Origin of the sequence: Dokdonia ponticola (assembly GCF_042653865.1) — a bacterium.
GTDB lineage: Bacteria > Bacteroidota > Bacteroidia > Flavobacteriales > Flavobacteriaceae > Dokdonia > Dokdonia ponticola.
Genome location: NZ_JBHSFV010000006.1, coordinates 291,486 through 309,457 on the forward strand (window position 1 = coordinate 291,486; position 17,972 = coordinate 309,457).

The window sequence follows — 17,972 nt, forward strand, 5'->3', positions numbered from 1 at the left end:
TCATTTAAAAGAAATAAGAGATGAAAAAGGCATATCAAATACTTATCGTTGGCGGTGGTACCGCAGGTATTATGACCGCAAGTAGCTTACTTAGGAAAAATCCAAAATTAGACATAGGAATCATAGAACCTTCAGATACCCATTGGTATCAACCTGCTTGGACTCTTGTAGGCGCAGGTACGTACGATTACAATAAGACACAACGTCCTATGAAATCGGTTATTCCTAAAAAAGCAGATTGGATACAGGATAGTGCTGTTTCTTTTGACCCAGATACTAATAAGGTGTCTACGTTAAATAAAGGGATATTTTCTTATGAATACTTAATTGTAGCTCCTGGTTTAAAGCTTGACACCTCAAAAGTAGAAGGATTAACTACTGCTATTGACAAAGGAGTGGTTTGTAGTAATTATACAAATCCAAATCATACTTGGAAGGTTATTAAGAATTTTAAAGGTGGGGTTGCCTTGTTCACGCAACCACCAAAGCCTTATAAGTGTGGCGGAGCACCTCAAAAGATTATGTATTTGGCAGATGACCATTTTAAAAGATCGGGTGTCAAGAAAAAAACCAAGGTGATTTATGCCACTTCAGGTGATGGGATTTTTCCGGTGCCAGAAATCGCTAAAACCCTTTATGAAGTCATTGATAGAAAAGGCATACATATTAAGTTTAGTCATGAGCTTAAAATAATAGACAGCGAAAAAAAAATAGCTTGGTTTACAGTAAGCCCAGACAGTACGGAACGTAATCCTATCACATTAGATCTTATTAAGGAAAACAATCTTGTTGGGATTACGTATGATATGTTGCATCTAGTGCCCCCAAATACCTCACCAGACTTTGTCAGAAATTCACCTCTTGTAGATGAGGCTGGCTGGGTAGATGTTGACCCATATACGCTTCAGCATAAGAAATACTCCAATATATTTGGATTAGGAGATGTTTCAAATGTTCCTACATCAAAAACGGGTGCTGCCATACGAAAGCAAGCCCCTGTTGTAGTGAATAATATCATACATTTAATTGAACTCCAAAAACTAAGCTCAAAGAAGTATGATGGTTATTCTTCTTGTCCTTTTATTACTGGCTATGGAAAGATGGTTCTTGCAGAATTTGATTATACCAAAAAATTCAAACCAGATCCAAAATTAAAACGCCTCCTTATCAAGGATTCATCAAAAGAACATTGGCGACTTTGGATTCTTAAAAAGTATATTTTACCATATCTATATTGGAACAAGATGTTAAAGGGAAAAGAGGTATAGTACTACGGGCAATGCTCAGAAATATAGTGGTTTCTTTATCCGCTTTCGCGAAAGCGGACTCAAAAAAGATACTACCTCAATTGAAATAGTATCTTTTTGATCTGACACTATAGAATCTTTACTTATTTCTATTATTATTCTATTGGTTCTGGAATATTTCGATTTTTTAATGCTCTTAAGGTTAGTGCTCCATATGTAAATGAAAGGATAACCACTGATAGTATGATGCCTAAAAACGGGATGATTGTAAGTACGCGTAGTACAATTGCAAGAAGTAATGCTAAGAATGTAATACTCCAAAAGCCCCAGTTTTTTTTATTTTTTTGAGTGACATAATAAGCTAATAATAATGCAGCTATAAGATGCCCAAATAGAAGGCTAAAGATAAAAATGGTTGTGATAAATAAACCAAGAGGAATACCAACAATCATCATAAAAGCAATAGCGATGAGCAACGGAACTCCTATAAGATAGATCAATCCGTATCCAAAACTCTTTATAGTGTGCTGTTGTAGTGTTTGAACCGATTTAGAAAATGCTTTTCTAAATAGTGCGTGTAGGACAAGAATAACTAAAAAAGCAGAGAGCATATAGAATCCCCACAAAGCTAGAGAAGCGATGCCAAAGCTCACCCAGGAAAACTCAGGTCTATCCTCTCGAAGATCTTCATTAAATTGAGCATTGGCGTTTACTAAGGATTCTTTAAAATCGATCTCACCATCGCTAGACCAGTATTCTACATCTGAAAGAAATCTAGCATTATCACCTATTTCAATATCCTCTCCAATTATTTTGGAAGTTCCTTGAATAGTACCATTCACAGTAACATCCGCTCCTGTAGTCTTCATCATTCCGACTACTTCTCCATTCATTTTAACATCACCCGCGTAGCAAAGCAGATTACCACTCACTTTAGCATTTTTAGTAAGTATAACTTCACCGCCAAAGACCACTAGATCATCACCAATTTCTGAATTAATAGTAATACTTCCTCCAGATACTCTAACATCATCGGCGATATATTGATTGATGAATAATTCACCACCTGCGGCGGTTAAATCACCGTAAATACTATCATTGACACTAATGTTTCCACCAGCTGCAACGACATCACCCCGCACTACAGCATTTATTTCGATGGTTTCTCCAGCTAGATATATATCATCTTTTTGCTGGTCTGAAATCAAAAGATCTTCTCCACTTTCAAACTGACCAAAAGCCACGATTGAAAAGAGTCCCATAAAAAGTAAAGGTATTGTTTTCATGCTATTATATGTTTTGGTTTACTATCTAAAGAAACTTACTATATGGGAGTTGTGAAATGACCTACATCATTAATAAACGATTATAATACTAACTGATGTTCATTATTTTAACCTGAATTATGCATTAGAAAATCTATTACAACTTAAACAAGCTTCAAAATATACCGTTATACTACCTTTTTAAGTTTAACCATAGCCCTTCGACTGGGTCTAATGCATAATTCGGGTTTAAACTATAGTGAGGTACGTATTTTAACTATTAGCATGAAGTACGTATGGTTATTTATGCACTTGCTTCTCATTCTCGAAGATTAAAAGAATTGGGTAGAAAAAGCACACAGGAATAAAAGCAAACAATACCGCCTACTGGAATGAATGATGAAGCCTTTTTCTCCATTTTACAAATTCATACCAAATCACAAATACAAAACCTGTACTAACACTTATAGATAACTGAAGTGTAGTCAAAGTTTCAAATTCAAAGAATTTTGCGAATGGTTTGACAAAAAGCAGTAGGCTTAAGATGCCTATGGTACTTATAATGATAAGAGGGACCAAATTATTTTTATATTTTAAAGTTGTGCAAATAGAGTAGAAAAATGATCTATTGACTAAGGTGAGAAATATATTAGCAGCTATAAGAACTACAAAAACCATGGTTCGGGTAACGGATTCATTAAAACCTTGCTGTGCGGCATATTGGTAGATGAGAAGTGCTCCTAAAGTGATCATCAATCCTTGAATAATACTTGTGATTAACTCTTTCCATTTAAAAAAAGTAGTCGTAAAAGGTCTGGGTTTTTTGATCATTGTATTTTTCTCCATGGGTTCATTTTCATAAATGATAGAACAGGTAGGTCCCATGATTAATTCTAATAAAATGACGTGTACAGGCGAAAAAATAGTAGGATAGACCCAACCTAATACCAAAGGAATAAACACAACTAGAATGATAGGAATATGGATGGATATGACATATTGAATAGCTTTTTTTAGGTTGGTGTAAATCTTTCTTCCCATTGCAATGGCATCCACCATTTTTCCGAGATCATCTTCTACTAAAATAAGTGAAGCCGCTTCTTTTGCTATCTCTGTTCCTTTTTTGCCCATGGCGATTCCAATATGTGATGCTTTAAGTGCAGGTCCATCATTTACACCATCACCAGTCATCGCTACAATTTCATTTTTTGCTTTTAGTGCGTTGATCAGTCTTAGTTTTGCTTCAGGAAACATACGAGTAAATACATAAGTGTCTAGTGCTCTTTCTTGCAATTCTGAATCTTGTAATTGCATGAGTTCATCACCTGACAGTTGTTTTTCATAACCTCTAAAGCCTATTTGTTTGGCGATTGCTGTAGTGGTAATTGCATTATCTCCAGTAACAATTTTTACGGTAATACCAGCTGCATGAAAATCTTGAAAGACCGACTGAATATTCTTTTTTGGTGGATCGTAAAAGGCAACGAGTCCTTTAAAATGGAATTGAAATTCTTGTTGCTCTGCTGGAAATTTTTTGCCTGTGAAATGTGTACTACCTACACCGAGTAAACGATACCCGTCTTGTGCTAACGTATGTATAGCTTCTGTGATCTCTTTTTTTTGAATCTCTGTTAAATTAGAAATTTGCATCAATGCTTCTGGAGCTCCTTTGGCGGCAATAATTTGATGTCCTGAATCATTCTCAAATATATGAGTCATCATAGGCGGTTTACCGCTTAATGGGTATTCATGAATCATTTTAAAATTAGGGCGCTCATCAGAAGATGTTAACTGATCATAAGCGCTATGTAATGCTTTTTCCATAGGGTCAAAAGGAATAGGTTCACTTGCCCACATCGCTACCGTAATGAGTTCTTTATCTTCATCATTCAACACACCTTCAGGATTTACTATTGTTTTTGATTTCATTACATATAATTTGGCCAGGCTCATTTTGTTTTCTGTAATTGTTCCTGTTTTGTCTGTGCAAATAACGGTTGCACTCCCTAAGGTTTCTACAGTTTTCATTTGCTTTACAACGATTCCCATTTTCATTAATCTCCAAGCTCCTAGTGCCATAAAAGTGGTAAACGCAACGGGTATTTCTTCGGGTAGAATACTCATGGCAAGGGTAAGTGCTTTGAGAAGGCTATCCAAAATTTCGCGAAAGCGTAAAAAATGAATTCCCCAAACAAGTAAGAAAACGAGTATACCAGCAATAACCATTTTTTTTACAAAACTGCTTATCTGGATTTCTAAAGGTGTCTTTTCTTCTTCAATACTTTCTAGACTCTCGCCAATTTTTCCTAGCTGAGTTGTATTTCCAATAGCTGTAACAATGGCGATGGCTAACCCAGTTGCTACTGTGGTTCCACTATAAATAAGAGGATTTGTTTTATTAGCGTCTTTATAAACGGGTAGGGATTCACCCGTAAGAATGGACTCATTCACTGAAAAATCATTAGAATGAATGATGGTGGCATCTGCAGAGATCGTCGTACCTTCTTCTACCATGATGTGATCACCCATCACAAGATTTTCACTTTTTATTTCTCGAACTTCTCCATCTCTAATTACTTTACAATTAGGCTGGGTAAAGCTTTTCAATTTTTCAAGTGCATTACGACTTCGGGAATCTTGATATAGAGAAATAGAGGCCACAAGGATTATGGCAACTGACAAGAACATCCCATCTCCTATGTTTCCGCTTATAAAATATAGGATCGAAGCCACGAGTAGTAAAACCACCATAGGTTCCTTTATTAAGCTTTTTAAAGCTTGGAAAAGATCGCTTTCCTTTTTGTAGCTACGTCTATTTTTTCCGTGGATTGTTCTTGCCTTTATGACTTGGTCATTTGTTAATCCTTTAATCCCAAAATTATTTATAGACATATATTAAATTTTAAAAACTCCAACGCAATCTTGTGAAAAAACTATTGCCCAAAGTTTGATATTCTTTCAACTCGAAGAAGGATTGCCCTGTAAAGTCAAGCTCCCAATTTGTAGCAATAGAATACCTAAAAGAAGGAATAAATATAACAGAATGATTGGTGGGTGAATAAATAGTACTTATGGTAGCTAAAAAGATAGGAGAAAATTCTTTAGATAATTGAAGAAATCCAGCATATTTAAACGGTATGAGATTTTTTGCTGTAATATCTGCAAATAGTAGATTTTCTATTCCTCTTGAAAAGTCATTTGTTATACTGTTGTATACTACAGAACCGTTTATATAAAGCCCATTTTTAAAACCGTAATCAACCGATAAAGAAGCGCTCAATACATTTTCGGAGGTATCAGTATTCTCATAAGGTACAAAATAAGAAGCCTCTCCTTTAAATCCTACATTTTTCAAATTTCCTGCCCAACCAGCTCCTAACACCCAGTCTTTTTGATAAATACCAGTGAGTAACTGAAGATCATAAGACCATTTATTAAACTCATATAATGTAGCCACTATAAAATCGTTCTTATTCTTGCCTTTTTTTGCTGCCAATTCAATTTTACTAAAATCACTGGTATAGTATTGTATTCGTAATGCGTCGCTTCCAGGACGTTCTTCATAATCAAAGTCTAGAAAATTATAGGTGTTAAAAATATCGTTTGGATTCCAGACCAAATTCTTTCCCCAATTAACACGTTGTCTCCCCAAGGTAATATCCCAATTTTCTTTATTGTAGTTAATTAATGCCCTATCTATAGCAATATTAAATACTACATTGCTATTATCTATTAGTTTCAATGAAAGATTAATCCAACCATTATCGCGAGAAATTATATCAGAAAACCTAGGAATATTTTTGACGTTATCTCCATAAAAAAATCGATTCCTAAACTCTAGTCTAGCCGTTATGGTTTCTGAAGGAGCGTATTTAAAATTAAGTCTGTTATGTAAAAAGGTAGTCCATTGCAACTGCTCTAGTTGGTCAATAAAACTGAACTCGTGAAGATTTTTAATGTAACCCGTTAAGAATAGTTTTTCTTCCTTTTCTTGAGCAAAAAGATTAAAGGTGTTCCATATTAAGGAGAATAAGAATATAAGTGTAATTAGAACCCTTTTCATAGTTCCTAACTAGGTATTTGTTGCACATCTGAATCTATTTTACCATCAACCAATGTGATTATCCGTCTTGCCTTTTTAATTACTCTTTGGTCATGTGTAGAAAACAAAAAAGTTATTTTTTCTTCTTTATTAAGTTTGGCCATAATGTCTAGTAAGTTTGCAGCAGACTTTGAGTCTAAATTTGCCGTAGGCTCATCTGCCAGTATTATTTTTGGTTTAGAAGCCAATGCTCTTGCCACTGCCACACGCTGTTGTTGACCACCTGAAAGTTCGCTAGGTTTACTGTTAATCTTATCTTCAAGGCCTACTTCATTCAATAACTCTAAGACACGTTTTTCTCTTTTATCTTTGTGTATATTCTGTAATTGCAATACAAAACCAACATTTTCTTTTGCTGTGAGAACTGGAATAAGATTAAAGGATTGAAAAACAAAACCGATATTATGTAATCTAAAATCTATTAATTTATTTTCGGAAAGTGTCGTAATTTCAACACCATCTATAATAACAGTTCCTGCAGTAGGTTCGTCCAAACCACCCATCATATTAAGGAGAGTCGATTTGCCAGAACCAGAAGGACCAACGAGTGCTACAAACTCCCCTTCTTCTATATGTACATGTACATTTTGAACCGCATGAACAGGAATTGTTTTAGGGTTGAAGGTTTTACTCACATTATGTGCATCAATAATTGTCTTTGCCATGACCTTAAATTTTACGTATTGCTTCTGAAGGGTTTAGTTGCAGTGCTTTATAAGCTGGATAAATGGCGGATAGTATGGCTGTAATTAAACACATACCGCCTATAATTATATAATTTTCATTTTCTAATGAAGGATAGATCATAGAATTGAACCCATAGGATTGTAAGCCTTCTGAAAACATAGCGATATTAATTCCAGTTTTTCCTAATAGGGTAACACTCAACCAACCTATAAATAATCCTATGGGGCAACCTACTAAAGTCAAATAGAAAGTCTCTAACATGATCATTAAGAATATTTTACGCTTATTCAATCCAATTGCCATTAACATTCCGAGCTCTCTAATACGTTCTAATACTGACATAAGCATAGTATTTATAACCCCAAAGGTTAATGCCAATAAAATAATTCCAGTAAGTATATAGGTGTATAAATTAAAAGACTCTATAATCATTCCCAATTCAGGAGAAAGCTCTTTCCAATCTTCAATCTTGCTGCCTGAGACTAATGCTAAACTGTATTTTTTAATGCTATCTAATTGCCCTTCATCTTTTATCAAAACGGCAATTTCATTAGTTTTTGAAGCATCTAACTCTAATAATTTCCGTAAATAATTTTGCTGAACGTACACATTTACTTCATCCAAAGAACTATTTTTAGTCTTATAAATACCTCCTATTCTAAAGGCACCAGAAACGATTTCGGATTCTACATTAGAAAAAGTTAATACAACTTTACTTTTGAGCTTTATTTTTAATTTTTTAGCAAGTTTCTCTCCAATAAGCAATTCATTTTCTTTTCCTGAATCAAAATAAGCGCCCTCTTTTACACTTTCATTTAAAGCGATTTGTGTGATTTCTGAATTTGGGTGTATTCCATATATTTTTACACCACTTGCTGTCGTTGGGGAACTTATCATACCCGTGGCGATAACACGTGAACTTACCGAGGCAATCCTATTATCGGCTTTAAGGCTATTTACAATTTCATTACTATTCGATAGGGCGTATTTAGAATCGTTTTCTTCAAGAAAAGTTGGATGATGAATTTGAATATGGGATAATTGCTTAAAGACTGATTCGTTAATATTGTTCTGGTACAACCCCCAGATAAATGCCAAAATAAAAATACCTGCCCATACACCAAGGATGATAGAACCTATGACGACCAGACTTCTCGATTTGTTCCGCCAAATGTTTCGCCAAGCAATTTGAAATAACATAATTAACTATTTATGGCTTCAACGGGTTTTAACTTCATTACCTTAAAGCCTGGATATATGGCCAAAAGGATAGATACTATTAAAACGATTACAGCCTGTGTAATAAAAACATGCTCACTACTAGAAAAATAGATGATAGATTCTATACCGTACTCCTCATAAACTTCCTTTAATTCACCTGTGAGATGAATAGGATGTTTTGTGAACCACGTGATCAACAAAACACCACCGACAATGCCAGCTGCACATCCAATCAAAGAGATCATGATAGATTCTAATAAAAGAACAAATCCTAATAAATGCTTCTTCATTCCAATAGCAATCAAGATTCCTAATTCGTGCTTTCTTTCAAACAGCATCATTAATAAGGTACCAAATAAACCAAACGAAATAATAAGATAAAGGATCCAAGTAATTATAAAATGCCCACTACTATCGGCTTCAATAAACTGATCCATCTCTGGCATCATTTCTTTCCAGCTCATTACCTCATATTTTTCAAAACCAATGGATTCTTGTAGTGAAAATTTTAAGGTTTCTAAATTGGTGGTTTTATCCAACATTACAGAGATTGCCGTTAATCGATTCTCAGCTCCGTGCATATTTTGGCATAATTTCATTGGCATATAAACAACATTGTTGTTTAATTCTGGAGATCCTAATTTTATGAGACCCTTCACTTTAAATTTGCCGGCGGCACTACTTGCGTGATAGCCTTGACCCAATAAAACCAAGGTATCATTTACTTTTAACTTTAATTGGGATGCCAGACCTTCCCCTAATATAACAGCAGTATCATTAATGGTTTCTATATATTTTCCAGCACTAATTTTTTCGTGTAGCTTGTTGACTTCTTTTTCTTTAAGTGGATCTATACCTAAAATTAGGACTCCCTTGGTTTTATCGCGGTATGATGCCAATGCAAAAGTTTCTAGGCGAGGCATTATGTGCGTAACCTTTGGGTTTTTTAATACACTTTGATAAAGTTGTTCATCTTCCTCAAATGTGTTGTCGATAGATTGTTCATCCCAATAACCTTTATGATGGATTTGTAGATAACCTGAGGAATAGCTAACAACATTATGAATCATATTTTCATAAATACCATCGGTTAAGGAACGAACTAATATTGCCAACAATACCGCAAAAAAGATAGATGTTGTGGTGATGATGGTCCTACGTTTATTCCTCCAGATATTTAACCAAGCTAATTTTAAGAGCATATTATTTTAATTTTTTCATAGTACGAGTGGTAAAAAAATTATCATTTATTTCTTTGTCAAAAACAATATCATTATAAATGATCACCGTGCTGTTTCCTTCTTTGTCAATAGGAAACATTTCAATCTTTGCAGTTATTTTTCTTCCTCCTAGTTCCTTAACATCTCCTGAGATCATACTATTTACTAATTCGCCATCCTCATCATAAAATTCTGCTTTTAGCTGTAAAAAATCTTTAGCATCTATCCATACAATCACTTTTCCCCAAACTACTGCTGCAGACGGCTTGGGAATCATTTCTATTTTATAGCAGTCTTTTTCTCTAATTGATTCCTTTCCTAAATGTTTGTGAGTGTAATCTTCAACCGAAGATGCTTCTTTCACCAAATCGTCATTTGTAAAGTCTGTACCCATCCAACTCTGTGACATCATAGAAGGGGGTAATTTTATAGTACGCTCGATGGTTGGAATCCAATTCCAAACTTCCTTAATACGCTTTAAAAAAACAGTTCCTTTTTCCTTGGCAGGTGACGTTACTAAAATCATTGAATAGTCATCACCTTTAGTCCAGGCTTTCATGTCCATTTCTCTTCTCCAGGTAGGTCTAATAATTTTGATTGTGATATCTGCTTGCGAAGTTTTACCCCGCATATTTTCATCGGCTTTTTTTACAATAGCTGTTGCAGAAAGTTCTTGCTGAAGTTGCATCGAAAGAAGAAATATAGCAAATAGAAGAATCCCTCCAATAAATGTAAGTAGCTGTACTTTTTTCATAGTAGTAAATGTATCCTGAAAGCATCACGATAACAATGATATAAGTCAGTAGAATCTTAAGTAAGATTCTACTTATCAGTTTAAGAATTAACTTCTGCTACCTGACATATATCATTTTATAAAAATCATACGTATTGTAGATTCAATATTCAAAACAAAACCTTGATTAAAAATGGACAAGCTCGAAAATAAAGTCGCAATTATTACTGGAGGTGCAGGAGGAATAGGAAGAGCAACCGCTCAGTTATTCTTGACTCGTGGTGCAAAGGTAATGCTCGTAGGAAGGACAGAAGAGACCTTAAAGAAGGTAATCTATGATTTTAATAGTCCAAACGCAGCCTATTGTGTTGCAGATGTTTCAAAATCTGAGGATACTCAAAATTATGTAAGAAAGACACTATTAAAATTTGGAAAAATTGACCTCTTTTTTAACAATGCTGGCATAGAAGGGGTGTCAAAACCCATTGCAGCGTATCCTGAAGATATTTTTGATCAGGTGATAGCTATCAACTTAAAAGGTGTCTGGTTGGGATGTCAATATGTGATCCCCAAAATGTCTGATGGCGGAAGTGTTATTATAACTTCTTCTGTTGCTGGGCTCAAAGGCTTTAAGGGGCTAGGTGCTTATGTTGCTAGTAAACATGCTATCATAGGAATTATGCGTACGGCTGCTTTGGAAAATGCAGATAGAAATATTAGAGTGAATACCATACATCCAGGACCCGTAAATACTCGCATGATGCGAGATATTGAGAAGGATATTTCTCCTGATAATCCCAAAGAAGCTCAAAAGTCTTTTGAAGATGAAATACCCTTTGGAAGATATGCTGAAGCAAATGAGATAGCCGAATTGGTTTTATTCCTAGCGTCAAATGAAAGTAAATATATGACAGGAACCATGCAAGTTATTGATGGCGGAATGAATGCTTAAATCACTGTTTTTTCAATAGATTCATTTGTTAGGATCAATGCTGGTTAATCACAGTGCACTATGATTTGATACATTGTGATTGTTATAAAGTGTTGCATTGTTTGTACGCTTTCGCGAAAGCGTACTTAGGATCACATATAAGTATATAAACGCTCCCCATAGTATTGATGTGTATCATGATAGTCAAGTAATTTGAATATGCTTAGACAACAATACTCATAATATAAATTCAAGGATATTATATTATGATCTTTTGGTACTTAACTATATTAAATAGCATATAAAACATGTACCCTATGTCTCAGAGTTTTTAAACTCCAAAACATAGGATACATACTAACAAATCAAAAACTAACAAATTGCTTATTGATGATTTACAGGAAATTACCAGCTTCATCTGTTTTTACTTTCATCGACTTCTCGCCATTTGTAAGTTTCACCTTATAGATTTTTTTTGCTGTGGAGTTATCATCGTTATAGGATACTTGATAGCTATCTTTAGTCATAGACCAATTAGGAAATCTTTTAGCGATTGCATTTTGTACCGCTGTTGGTAATTTAACATTTTTAAATCGTTCGATGGTTCTTAGCAATTTTCCATCTTTGTCATATGCAGCGACAACACTTCCGCTAGGAATATAAAATGATACCGTATAACCATCATAATCATCATCGTAATAATCTTCTTTGGTGACATCAAACTGCGCTACTTTTCTTTCTAGGCCTGCCACTTTAGGATCATTGTCTTCCGAATTTACGGTATAGAGATATTTGTAATTAACTGGAGAAATGAATACTTCTGGCAATTCTATAACTTGAGAAAATACTTGGGTGGTAAGTCCAAAAATAAAAAGACCGATAATTAAATTTTTCATTTTTAAAATAATTTAGATTAGTAATGGTATGATTCCGCATTTGATGCATTCTAAAATCATTTTCATCTACTCGTTTTAAGAAAGCCTCTTATGGGATTTATGAACTTACCAAAAACTAGTTTCCAGTAAGTCATTTTAATAGTGTAAAGTAACTTTATATGTATGTTTTGTGAAATGACCTAGATCATTTTGCTTAAAAAATCTGAAAATTTTGATTTAAAATCTACTGGTAAAGCATCCTAGTAAAATATGTTTTGACATGAAGAAGCCTGAAAAATTAAATCGTTGGAATACTTAAAGAGCACTAGGTGTACTAAAATTTCATGTGATTTATAGACCTCTTATTAATTGAGGATACGTTATAGATTTTTTATTTTTTGTATCTCTTTTTTAGCTGAGGTAATTGGGTTGCAAAAAGGATGAGTAGTGCCCACAGCATATAAAAACTATGTAACCAATGTACATCATTTATGAGAACTTCTTGAACCTGTATCCAGATGATAAGTGCAAAACCTATGTACACGGTATATGACCATGACCAATGCATATCTTTAAAACAATTAAAGTATTCTGCGAGTACAGATATAGGTTTCTTTATAAGTGCTAAAATTAATACTAACGGCGCAACACCAATAACAAAAAATAGAAGGATACCAGGAATTAAAAAATCATTAAAAGGCGATGTTTCTAGTATTGATAGCGGTGTCCCTAACAATTTTCCAGAAGGTGAAATAATCAATAAACTTCCTCCACCTATAGCACCTACGCCTAGAAACCCTAGTAAAAAGATTAGAAAATTTCTAGTTTTCATAATATGGGATATATTTTATTGGTACGCTCCCTGCCAGCTAGGCAGGTTCTCGAAAGCATAAAAATAACCATCCATTTTCTAGACTAGAGAATAGATGGTTATTGGATACAGCGACTAGGCTGTAGTCTCCTCTTTTACGTTTTTGTTTAATGCAATTTTTTCGATAAGGTCTGGTATTTTTTCAAATACAGCAGCGAGTCCTTGTGTTTTGCCTGCAGATAAGAAAGAAATTTCATCTCCTTTAGTTACTAGAAACCCTATAGGCTCTATGCCAACGCCCGCACCAGCACCCACTCCTTCTCCTTTACTTCCCTTGCGTTCTGTACCTTCACCGCCTCCAGAACCAAATCCCATACCTACCTTAATAACAGGTACACACTTAAATTCTCCTAAGTCAAACGGTTGTCCAACAACGGTATCTGTTTTTGCCTCAGCTTTAATGAAGTCGGTAATTTTTCCTAATAATTCTTCAAAATGTAAATCCATAATTCTAAGTTTTAAAAATTAATAAATGATGTAAGTATTCTAATTGGTCTGTTTTCTAAATACACTAGTAATTTGGTACGCCCGTCAAAGTTGATGTTGAAACCTCCAAATTTGTAATTCAAAAAAGCAAACAGCGGATATAGTTTGGCGTTTGTAATACAATTACCCGTATCCATGTCTATATGAAGTTTTTTCACTTTGAAAGACTTTAATAAACGAAACATTGTCAAAGGAATATTTCTGTTCCTTTTTGATTTTTTCGTTTTTACTTTCTTTTTTTTAGAGGTTTTCTGCCGTAATGGGTAGAAATAAAAATCTTTAAAAAATGTATGTACTCTTATTCGTAAAACGTCAACTTTATCAACCTCTGCACTTATTTTAAACAATCCTTTAAGTTGTATGTAATAGTGTTTTTTATCTGTATCAATACATATAAGAATAGGGGCAAATAATACGACTACTACTAGTAGAATGATTACGACTATTACAAGTGTAAAAAGCATCTTTTATTTTTATGTAAAACTATAAGTGTAGGGTATTAAAGACAATGATGTAGATCAGTCTTAGATGTTAAAATAGATGTATAAACTCTTATTTAATTTGACTGATCTAGATCATTTATTAGTTATCTGATCTTGTATAATTTTACAGTTCACCATTTTGAATAACTATGAAAGTGTATAAAAAAATTGGAATCGGATTCTTATTATTTTTTGGATTGCTTTTTTTTCTAGGAGTTTGGTATAGATATACGTATTCGATGGACCTTGCAGCATCTATGGAGATTAATTCTCCTAACCTGAAGCAAAAAATTTTGATTGCAACACAAGGTAGTGAGTTTAAAGATAAAGTCACTTTTGATATCTTAGAGCACTACAAGTCAAGACCTATATTTATAAAGGTTATAGACGTAACAGGATTACCAAATGTAGATCCAAAAGAATACAATGCTATCATCGTGATCCATACTTGGGAAAATTGGAAGCCTCCTCTTACCGTAGAAAAATTTATAAAACGAACAATGCCTTACAAAGAAAAAATAGTGGTGCTTACTACATCAGGAAAAGGCAGTTATAAAATGGAGGATATTGATGCAATTGCAGGGGAGTCTATTATAAAAAACGCAGAAGAATTTTCAGATAAAATCATAAGTAGAGTAGATACAATTCTAGTAAAAGATTAACAAACACTAAAACAGAATTAATGAAAAATATCATCTTATTATTAGGAATTATTATGTTGTCTGGTTGTTCATCAATACGGGTAGTTGATAGCTGGAAAAATGAAGATGTATTATTTTTTAAACCTCAAAAACTATTGGTAGTAGGAGTAACAAATAATCTCACTGCTAGAAAAATATTTGAAAGTCGTTTAAAAGAAGAATTTCAAAAAAGAAATATTAATGCCTTTGAAAGTTCTGAGATTATAGATGTTTCATTTACAGATTCTAAAAAGACAGAAGAAGAAATTAATACAATGATTCAAGGTCTATCAGAAAAGGGATTTGATGCTATCATTATTTCGGCTGTAAAGGGGGTTGATGACAAAAGAAATTATTCTAGGGGATATTACACAATTGATTATCGTTGGAGACGATTTGGTCGTTATTACTACTATTATCAAGATATTTATTATAACCCTGATTATTACAATGAATATAAAATCTATCACGTAGAAACTTCTATTTATAATATAAATGAAAATGATGATAAGTCCTTAATCTGGGTAGGAGCTTTGGATCTTGTTGATCCTCAGGGTATATATAAAACTGTAGATGATTATGTAGTTGTTATCATCAATAGATTAGAAGAAGAAGGTCTAATTACTAGGCATTGATAAATTTACACCCTCCCTCAATCGTGAGGAAGCAGTGTAAGTATTTCTTACTTAATTTAATCTTCAAAAAATAGTCAGTTCCTTTTTAATATTCTCAAGATGCTTTCTCTTAGGTTTTGTTTTTTAAAATACCTCTTGGTAATTTTTAATCCTATGCGACTAGACTCAAGAGAAACATCTGTCAACTCTAACTCTTTAATATGATATTGATTATAGAATAATCCGTTTCTTCCTTAGAGAATAGGAACAATCTATTCTCTTTTCTCTTAAGGTCAATTTCTTTCCAATTTTACTCAAAGTAGCCTCAACGTTAAGAAATTTTTCTTTAGTTGAAGAAAACGGGCGTTCCCAAATGTATTTTAAAGCTAGTTCAACTGTAATCATATTAAAATATTATGCACAGGTGCGTATAGGAAATATTTATGCTTTATTGTAATTAATGTTATTGGTTTGGTTTATTTCTCTTGATTTTGCAGAAAAAACTTCTTCTACACATTGCTGGTTATGAGATTGGTTTTTACTACAGCGCTTTTTTCTTCAGTTTTTTTCAATAGTACTAATGTTCTTGAAATCGTATTGCTACTAGATTTGATTGTTCTATTGATTTCTCAATTCTTTATGTTTTTTAATAAAAACCAATGCAATTGACCTAGATCATTTATTTGTTATGGATCTTCAAATAATTTTGAGGAATGAAGATAAGATTATGAAGAAACAAATTAACCCTTAAATTAAAAGTCATGAAAAAACTTATATTTTTAATGCTCGTAATTATTTTTTGCTCAAAAACTACTGGGCAAGTAACTGAATTTCCTTATGATGAAGGTTTTGAAAACGAAATTTTCACACAAGGACTAGACTTATATTTTATAAATAATTGGTTTGGAAATTTTGTAGATGATAACAGAATATTCCAAGAAGAAACCAATGTTAATAATGGAAATTATGCAATGGGTCTTTGGCCTGTTGTTGAAGAAGGCGAAGATGAAGAAGAAGTAGAGGTTATAGCTCAAGTAGATCTAGATCTTACAGGATTAGAAAACGTTGTAACTAATTTTTGGGTTGCAACTGTTGCTACGGGGGACATGAAACACGTTAAACTATTTTTAAAACTCTCTGTTGATGGAGGTCTTACTTTTGGCCCAAAAGTTTTAATGGGATCAGATCATCGTGGCTTTGAAAATATTGATACACCATATCAAGAATTTATTTATGCCTTACATCCAAATGCTTTTTCTAATTCTAATGTTGTGTTGCAATTCATGGCAAAGGCTGGAGCAAAAAAAGGATTACCCGCTAAAGTTCTTATTGATGATATACATATTTATGCTGCCGAGGCAGATATTTTTCCTCCTGTTGCTTTAGAACCAACCGTTATAAATACCAACGAAATACAAATTCGTTTTAGTGAGCCTGTTGATAGTACATCTGCATTATTACCGACTAACTATACTTTTTTAGATACAGCAACTCCTCAGGTCAGTTCTTTAGTACTTACAGAGCCAGATTTAGTAACACTCATGTTAGACCCTGGTATTAGTATAGGGAAATATTACGAACTAGAGATTGCTAATGTTACAGATTTAGCAGGTAATGTGATGACCACTACTGAAGTTGAATTTATTTACAATCCGTTGACAGAAGGTTTGGTAATTACAGAAATTATGTATGATGAACCTCCTGTAGAACAAAATGATGATTTAGAATTTATAGAGCTTTATAATAATACAGATACACCAATAGAGTTAGGGGGGCTAAGAATAAAAGGGGGTATTGCTAGTGGAAAATTACCAGAATATACTTTGCAACCTGGAGAGTATTGGATTACAGCCAAAAATCAGGCCGCATTTACCTCATTTTTTGGAGTACCGGCCCATGAATGGAAAGGAGCAAATTTAAGTAATGATGAGCCTGAAACTATTTATATTCAAAATACAAATCATCATTCTGAAAATTATATAGATGTTCTAACGTATACTATAGGTGCTCCGTGGCCAGAGGGTGCTGCTGGGCAAGGTCATTCTATGGAGCTTGTAGATCCTTCTGCAGATAATAGTGATCCTGTTAATTGGACTGATAGTAAGATTTATTCTGGAGTATACGAAGGATTTGATATTTATGCTAGTCCTGGCTTTCATTTGGGAGCACTTAGCATTGATGAAGACGAGTTTATTGATACATCAATAACATTTTATCCTAATCCTGTAGTTGATATATTAAATATTGATTCTAAAATACCATTAAAAAAAATAGAGCTATATAATGTATTAGGTCAAAAAATAAATGAATATAAAACGGGATTAGAATCTATTGAAACCAATAACTTAACTAAAGGTATTTACTTTGTTAAATTATATTCTGATACTAATAGTAACACTATAAGAATAATTAAAAAATAAAAGGGAAGACCGGATCATTCCTAAAAGTTGTGTGTGAATTAAAATAGAAGTTGGATTTTTGTAAAAAAAATGGAACTGTCCTTAGACTTATTAAAGTTAATTCTACCTGAGTTATTAATTACTCATTTTACAATTGTC

At 33.5% G+C, this 17,972-nt stretch carries 16 protein-coding genes; 5 read left to right on the forward strand and 11 right to left on the reverse strand.

Annotated elements, in window-relative coordinates; genetic code table 11:
* Window positions 1-20 precede the first annotated feature (20 nt).
* Window positions 21-1,268 (forward strand): NAD(P)/FAD-dependent oxidoreductase, encoded by a 1,248-nt coding sequence (locus ACFO3O_RS11895; RefSeq protein WP_379979042.1) that lies wholly within the window; start codon window positions 21-23, stop codon window positions 1,266-1,268.
* Between the two features lie 134 nt (window positions 1,269-1,402).
* Here the strand turns inward: ACFO3O_RS11895 and ACFO3O_RS11900 are convergent, their stop codons facing one another.
* The 7 genes from ACFO3O_RS11900 to ACFO3O_RS11930 all read right to left on the reverse strand — a co-directional run bounded on the left by ACFO3O_RS11900 (window position 1,403) and on the right by ACFO3O_RS11930 (window position 10,496).
* Window positions 1,403-2,533 (reverse strand): bactofilin family protein, encoded by a 1,131-nt coding sequence (locus ACFO3O_RS11900; protein ID WP_379979044.1) that lies wholly within the window; start codon window positions 2,531-2,533, stop codon window positions 1,403-1,405.
* A gap of 363 nt (window positions 2,534-2,896) precedes the next feature.
* Window positions 2,897-5,404 carry a cation-translocating P-type ATPase gene (locus tag ACFO3O_RS11905; RefSeq protein ID WP_379979046.1) on the reverse strand — a complete coding sequence of 836 codons (2,508 nt, stop codon included), beginning with the start codon at window positions 5,402-5,404 and terminating at the stop codon, window positions 2,897-2,899.
* A gap of 10 nt (window positions 5,405-5,414) precedes the next feature.
* Window positions 5,415-6,575, reverse strand: coding sequence for a hypothetical protein (locus ACFO3O_RS11910; RefSeq protein ID WP_379979048.1), 1,161 nt, complete (start codon window positions 6,573-6,575; stop codon window positions 5,415-5,417).
* A gap of 5 nt (window positions 6,576-6,580) precedes the next feature.
* The gene (locus tag ACFO3O_RS11915; RefSeq protein ID WP_379979050.1) at window positions 6,581-7,279 is read right to left on the reverse strand and encodes an ABC transporter ATP-binding protein; all 699 of its coding nucleotides are present in this window, start codon (window positions 7,277-7,279) and stop codon (window positions 6,581-6,583) included.
* Window positions 7,280-7,283: 4 nt separating this feature from the next.
* Window positions 7,284-8,501: an ABC transporter permease gene (locus tag ACFO3O_RS11920; protein ID WP_379979052.1), complete on the reverse strand. Its 1,218-nt coding sequence runs from the start codon at window positions 8,499-8,501 to the stop codon at window positions 7,284-7,286.
* 2 nt (window positions 8,502-8,503) lie between these two features.
* A complete protein-coding gene (locus tag ACFO3O_RS11925) occupies window positions 8,504-9,724 on the reverse strand; it encodes an ABC transporter permease (RefSeq protein WP_379979054.1) in 1,221 nt (406 codons plus the stop codon).
* 1 nt (window position 9,725) lies between these two features.
* Window positions 9,726-10,496, reverse strand: a complete 771-nt coding sequence (locus ACFO3O_RS11930; protein ID WP_379979056.1) for an outer membrane lipoprotein-sorting protein — start codon at window positions 10,494-10,496, stop codon at window positions 9,726-9,728.
* A 172-nt stretch (window positions 10,497-10,668) separates the two neighbouring features.
* Here ACFO3O_RS11930 and ACFO3O_RS11935 point away from each other — a divergent pair, with 172 nt between their 5' ends.
* On the forward strand, window positions 10,669-11,427 hold the full coding sequence (locus ACFO3O_RS11935; RefSeq protein WP_379979058.1) for an SDR family NAD(P)-dependent oxidoreductase: 759 nt from the start codon (window positions 10,669-10,671) through the stop codon (window positions 11,425-11,427).
* A 374-nt stretch (window positions 11,428-11,801) separates the two neighbouring features.
* Here the strand turns inward: ACFO3O_RS11935 and ACFO3O_RS11940 are convergent, their stop codons facing one another.
* The 4 genes from ACFO3O_RS11940 to ACFO3O_RS11955 form a co-directional block, all read right to left on the reverse strand.
* Window positions 11,802-12,302: a nicotinate-nucleotide adenylyltransferase gene (locus ACFO3O_RS11940; RefSeq protein WP_379979060.1), complete on the reverse strand. Its 501-nt coding sequence runs from the start codon at window positions 12,300-12,302 to the stop codon at window positions 11,802-11,804.
* Window positions 12,303-12,672: 370 nt separating this feature from the next.
* Window positions 12,673-13,113 carry a hypothetical protein gene (locus ACFO3O_RS11945; protein ID WP_379979062.1) on the reverse strand — a complete coding sequence of 147 codons (441 nt, stop codon included), beginning with the start codon at window positions 13,111-13,113 and terminating at the stop codon, window positions 12,673-12,675.
* A gap of 114 nt (window positions 13,114-13,227) precedes the next feature.
* Window positions 13,228-13,599, reverse strand: a complete 372-nt coding sequence (locus ACFO3O_RS11950; protein ID WP_379979064.1) for a GerW family sporulation protein — start codon at window positions 13,597-13,599, stop codon at window positions 13,228-13,230.
* A gap of 11 nt (window positions 13,600-13,610) precedes the next feature.
* Window positions 13,611-13,796, reverse strand: a complete 186-nt coding sequence (locus ACFO3O_RS11955) for a hypothetical protein (protein ID WP_379979066.1) — start codon at window positions 13,794-13,796, stop codon at window positions 13,611-13,613.
* Between the two features lie 473 nt (window positions 13,797-14,269).
* On the opposite strand from ACFO3O_RS11955, the gene ACFO3O_RS11960 reads away from it, so the two are divergent.
* The 3 genes from ACFO3O_RS11960 (at window position 14,270) to ACFO3O_RS11970 (ending at window position 17,834) form a co-directional block, all read left to right on the forward strand.
* On the forward strand, window positions 14,270-14,782 hold the full coding sequence (locus tag ACFO3O_RS11960; RefSeq protein WP_379979068.1) for a hypothetical protein: 513 nt from the start codon (window positions 14,270-14,272) through the stop codon (window positions 14,780-14,782).
* Window positions 14,783-14,802: 20 nt separating this feature from the next.
* A complete protein-coding gene (locus ACFO3O_RS11965; RefSeq protein WP_379979070.1) occupies window positions 14,803-15,435 on the forward strand; it encodes a hypothetical protein in 633 nt (210 codons plus the stop codon).
* A 740-nt stretch (window positions 15,436-16,175) separates the two neighbouring features.
* The gene (locus ACFO3O_RS11970; RefSeq protein ID WP_379979072.1) at window positions 16,176-17,834 is read left to right on the forward strand and encodes a lamin tail domain-containing protein; all 1,659 of its coding nucleotides are present in this window, start codon (window positions 16,176-16,178) and stop codon (window positions 17,832-17,834) included.
* The last annotated feature ends 138 nt before the right edge of the window (window positions 17,835-17,972 follow it).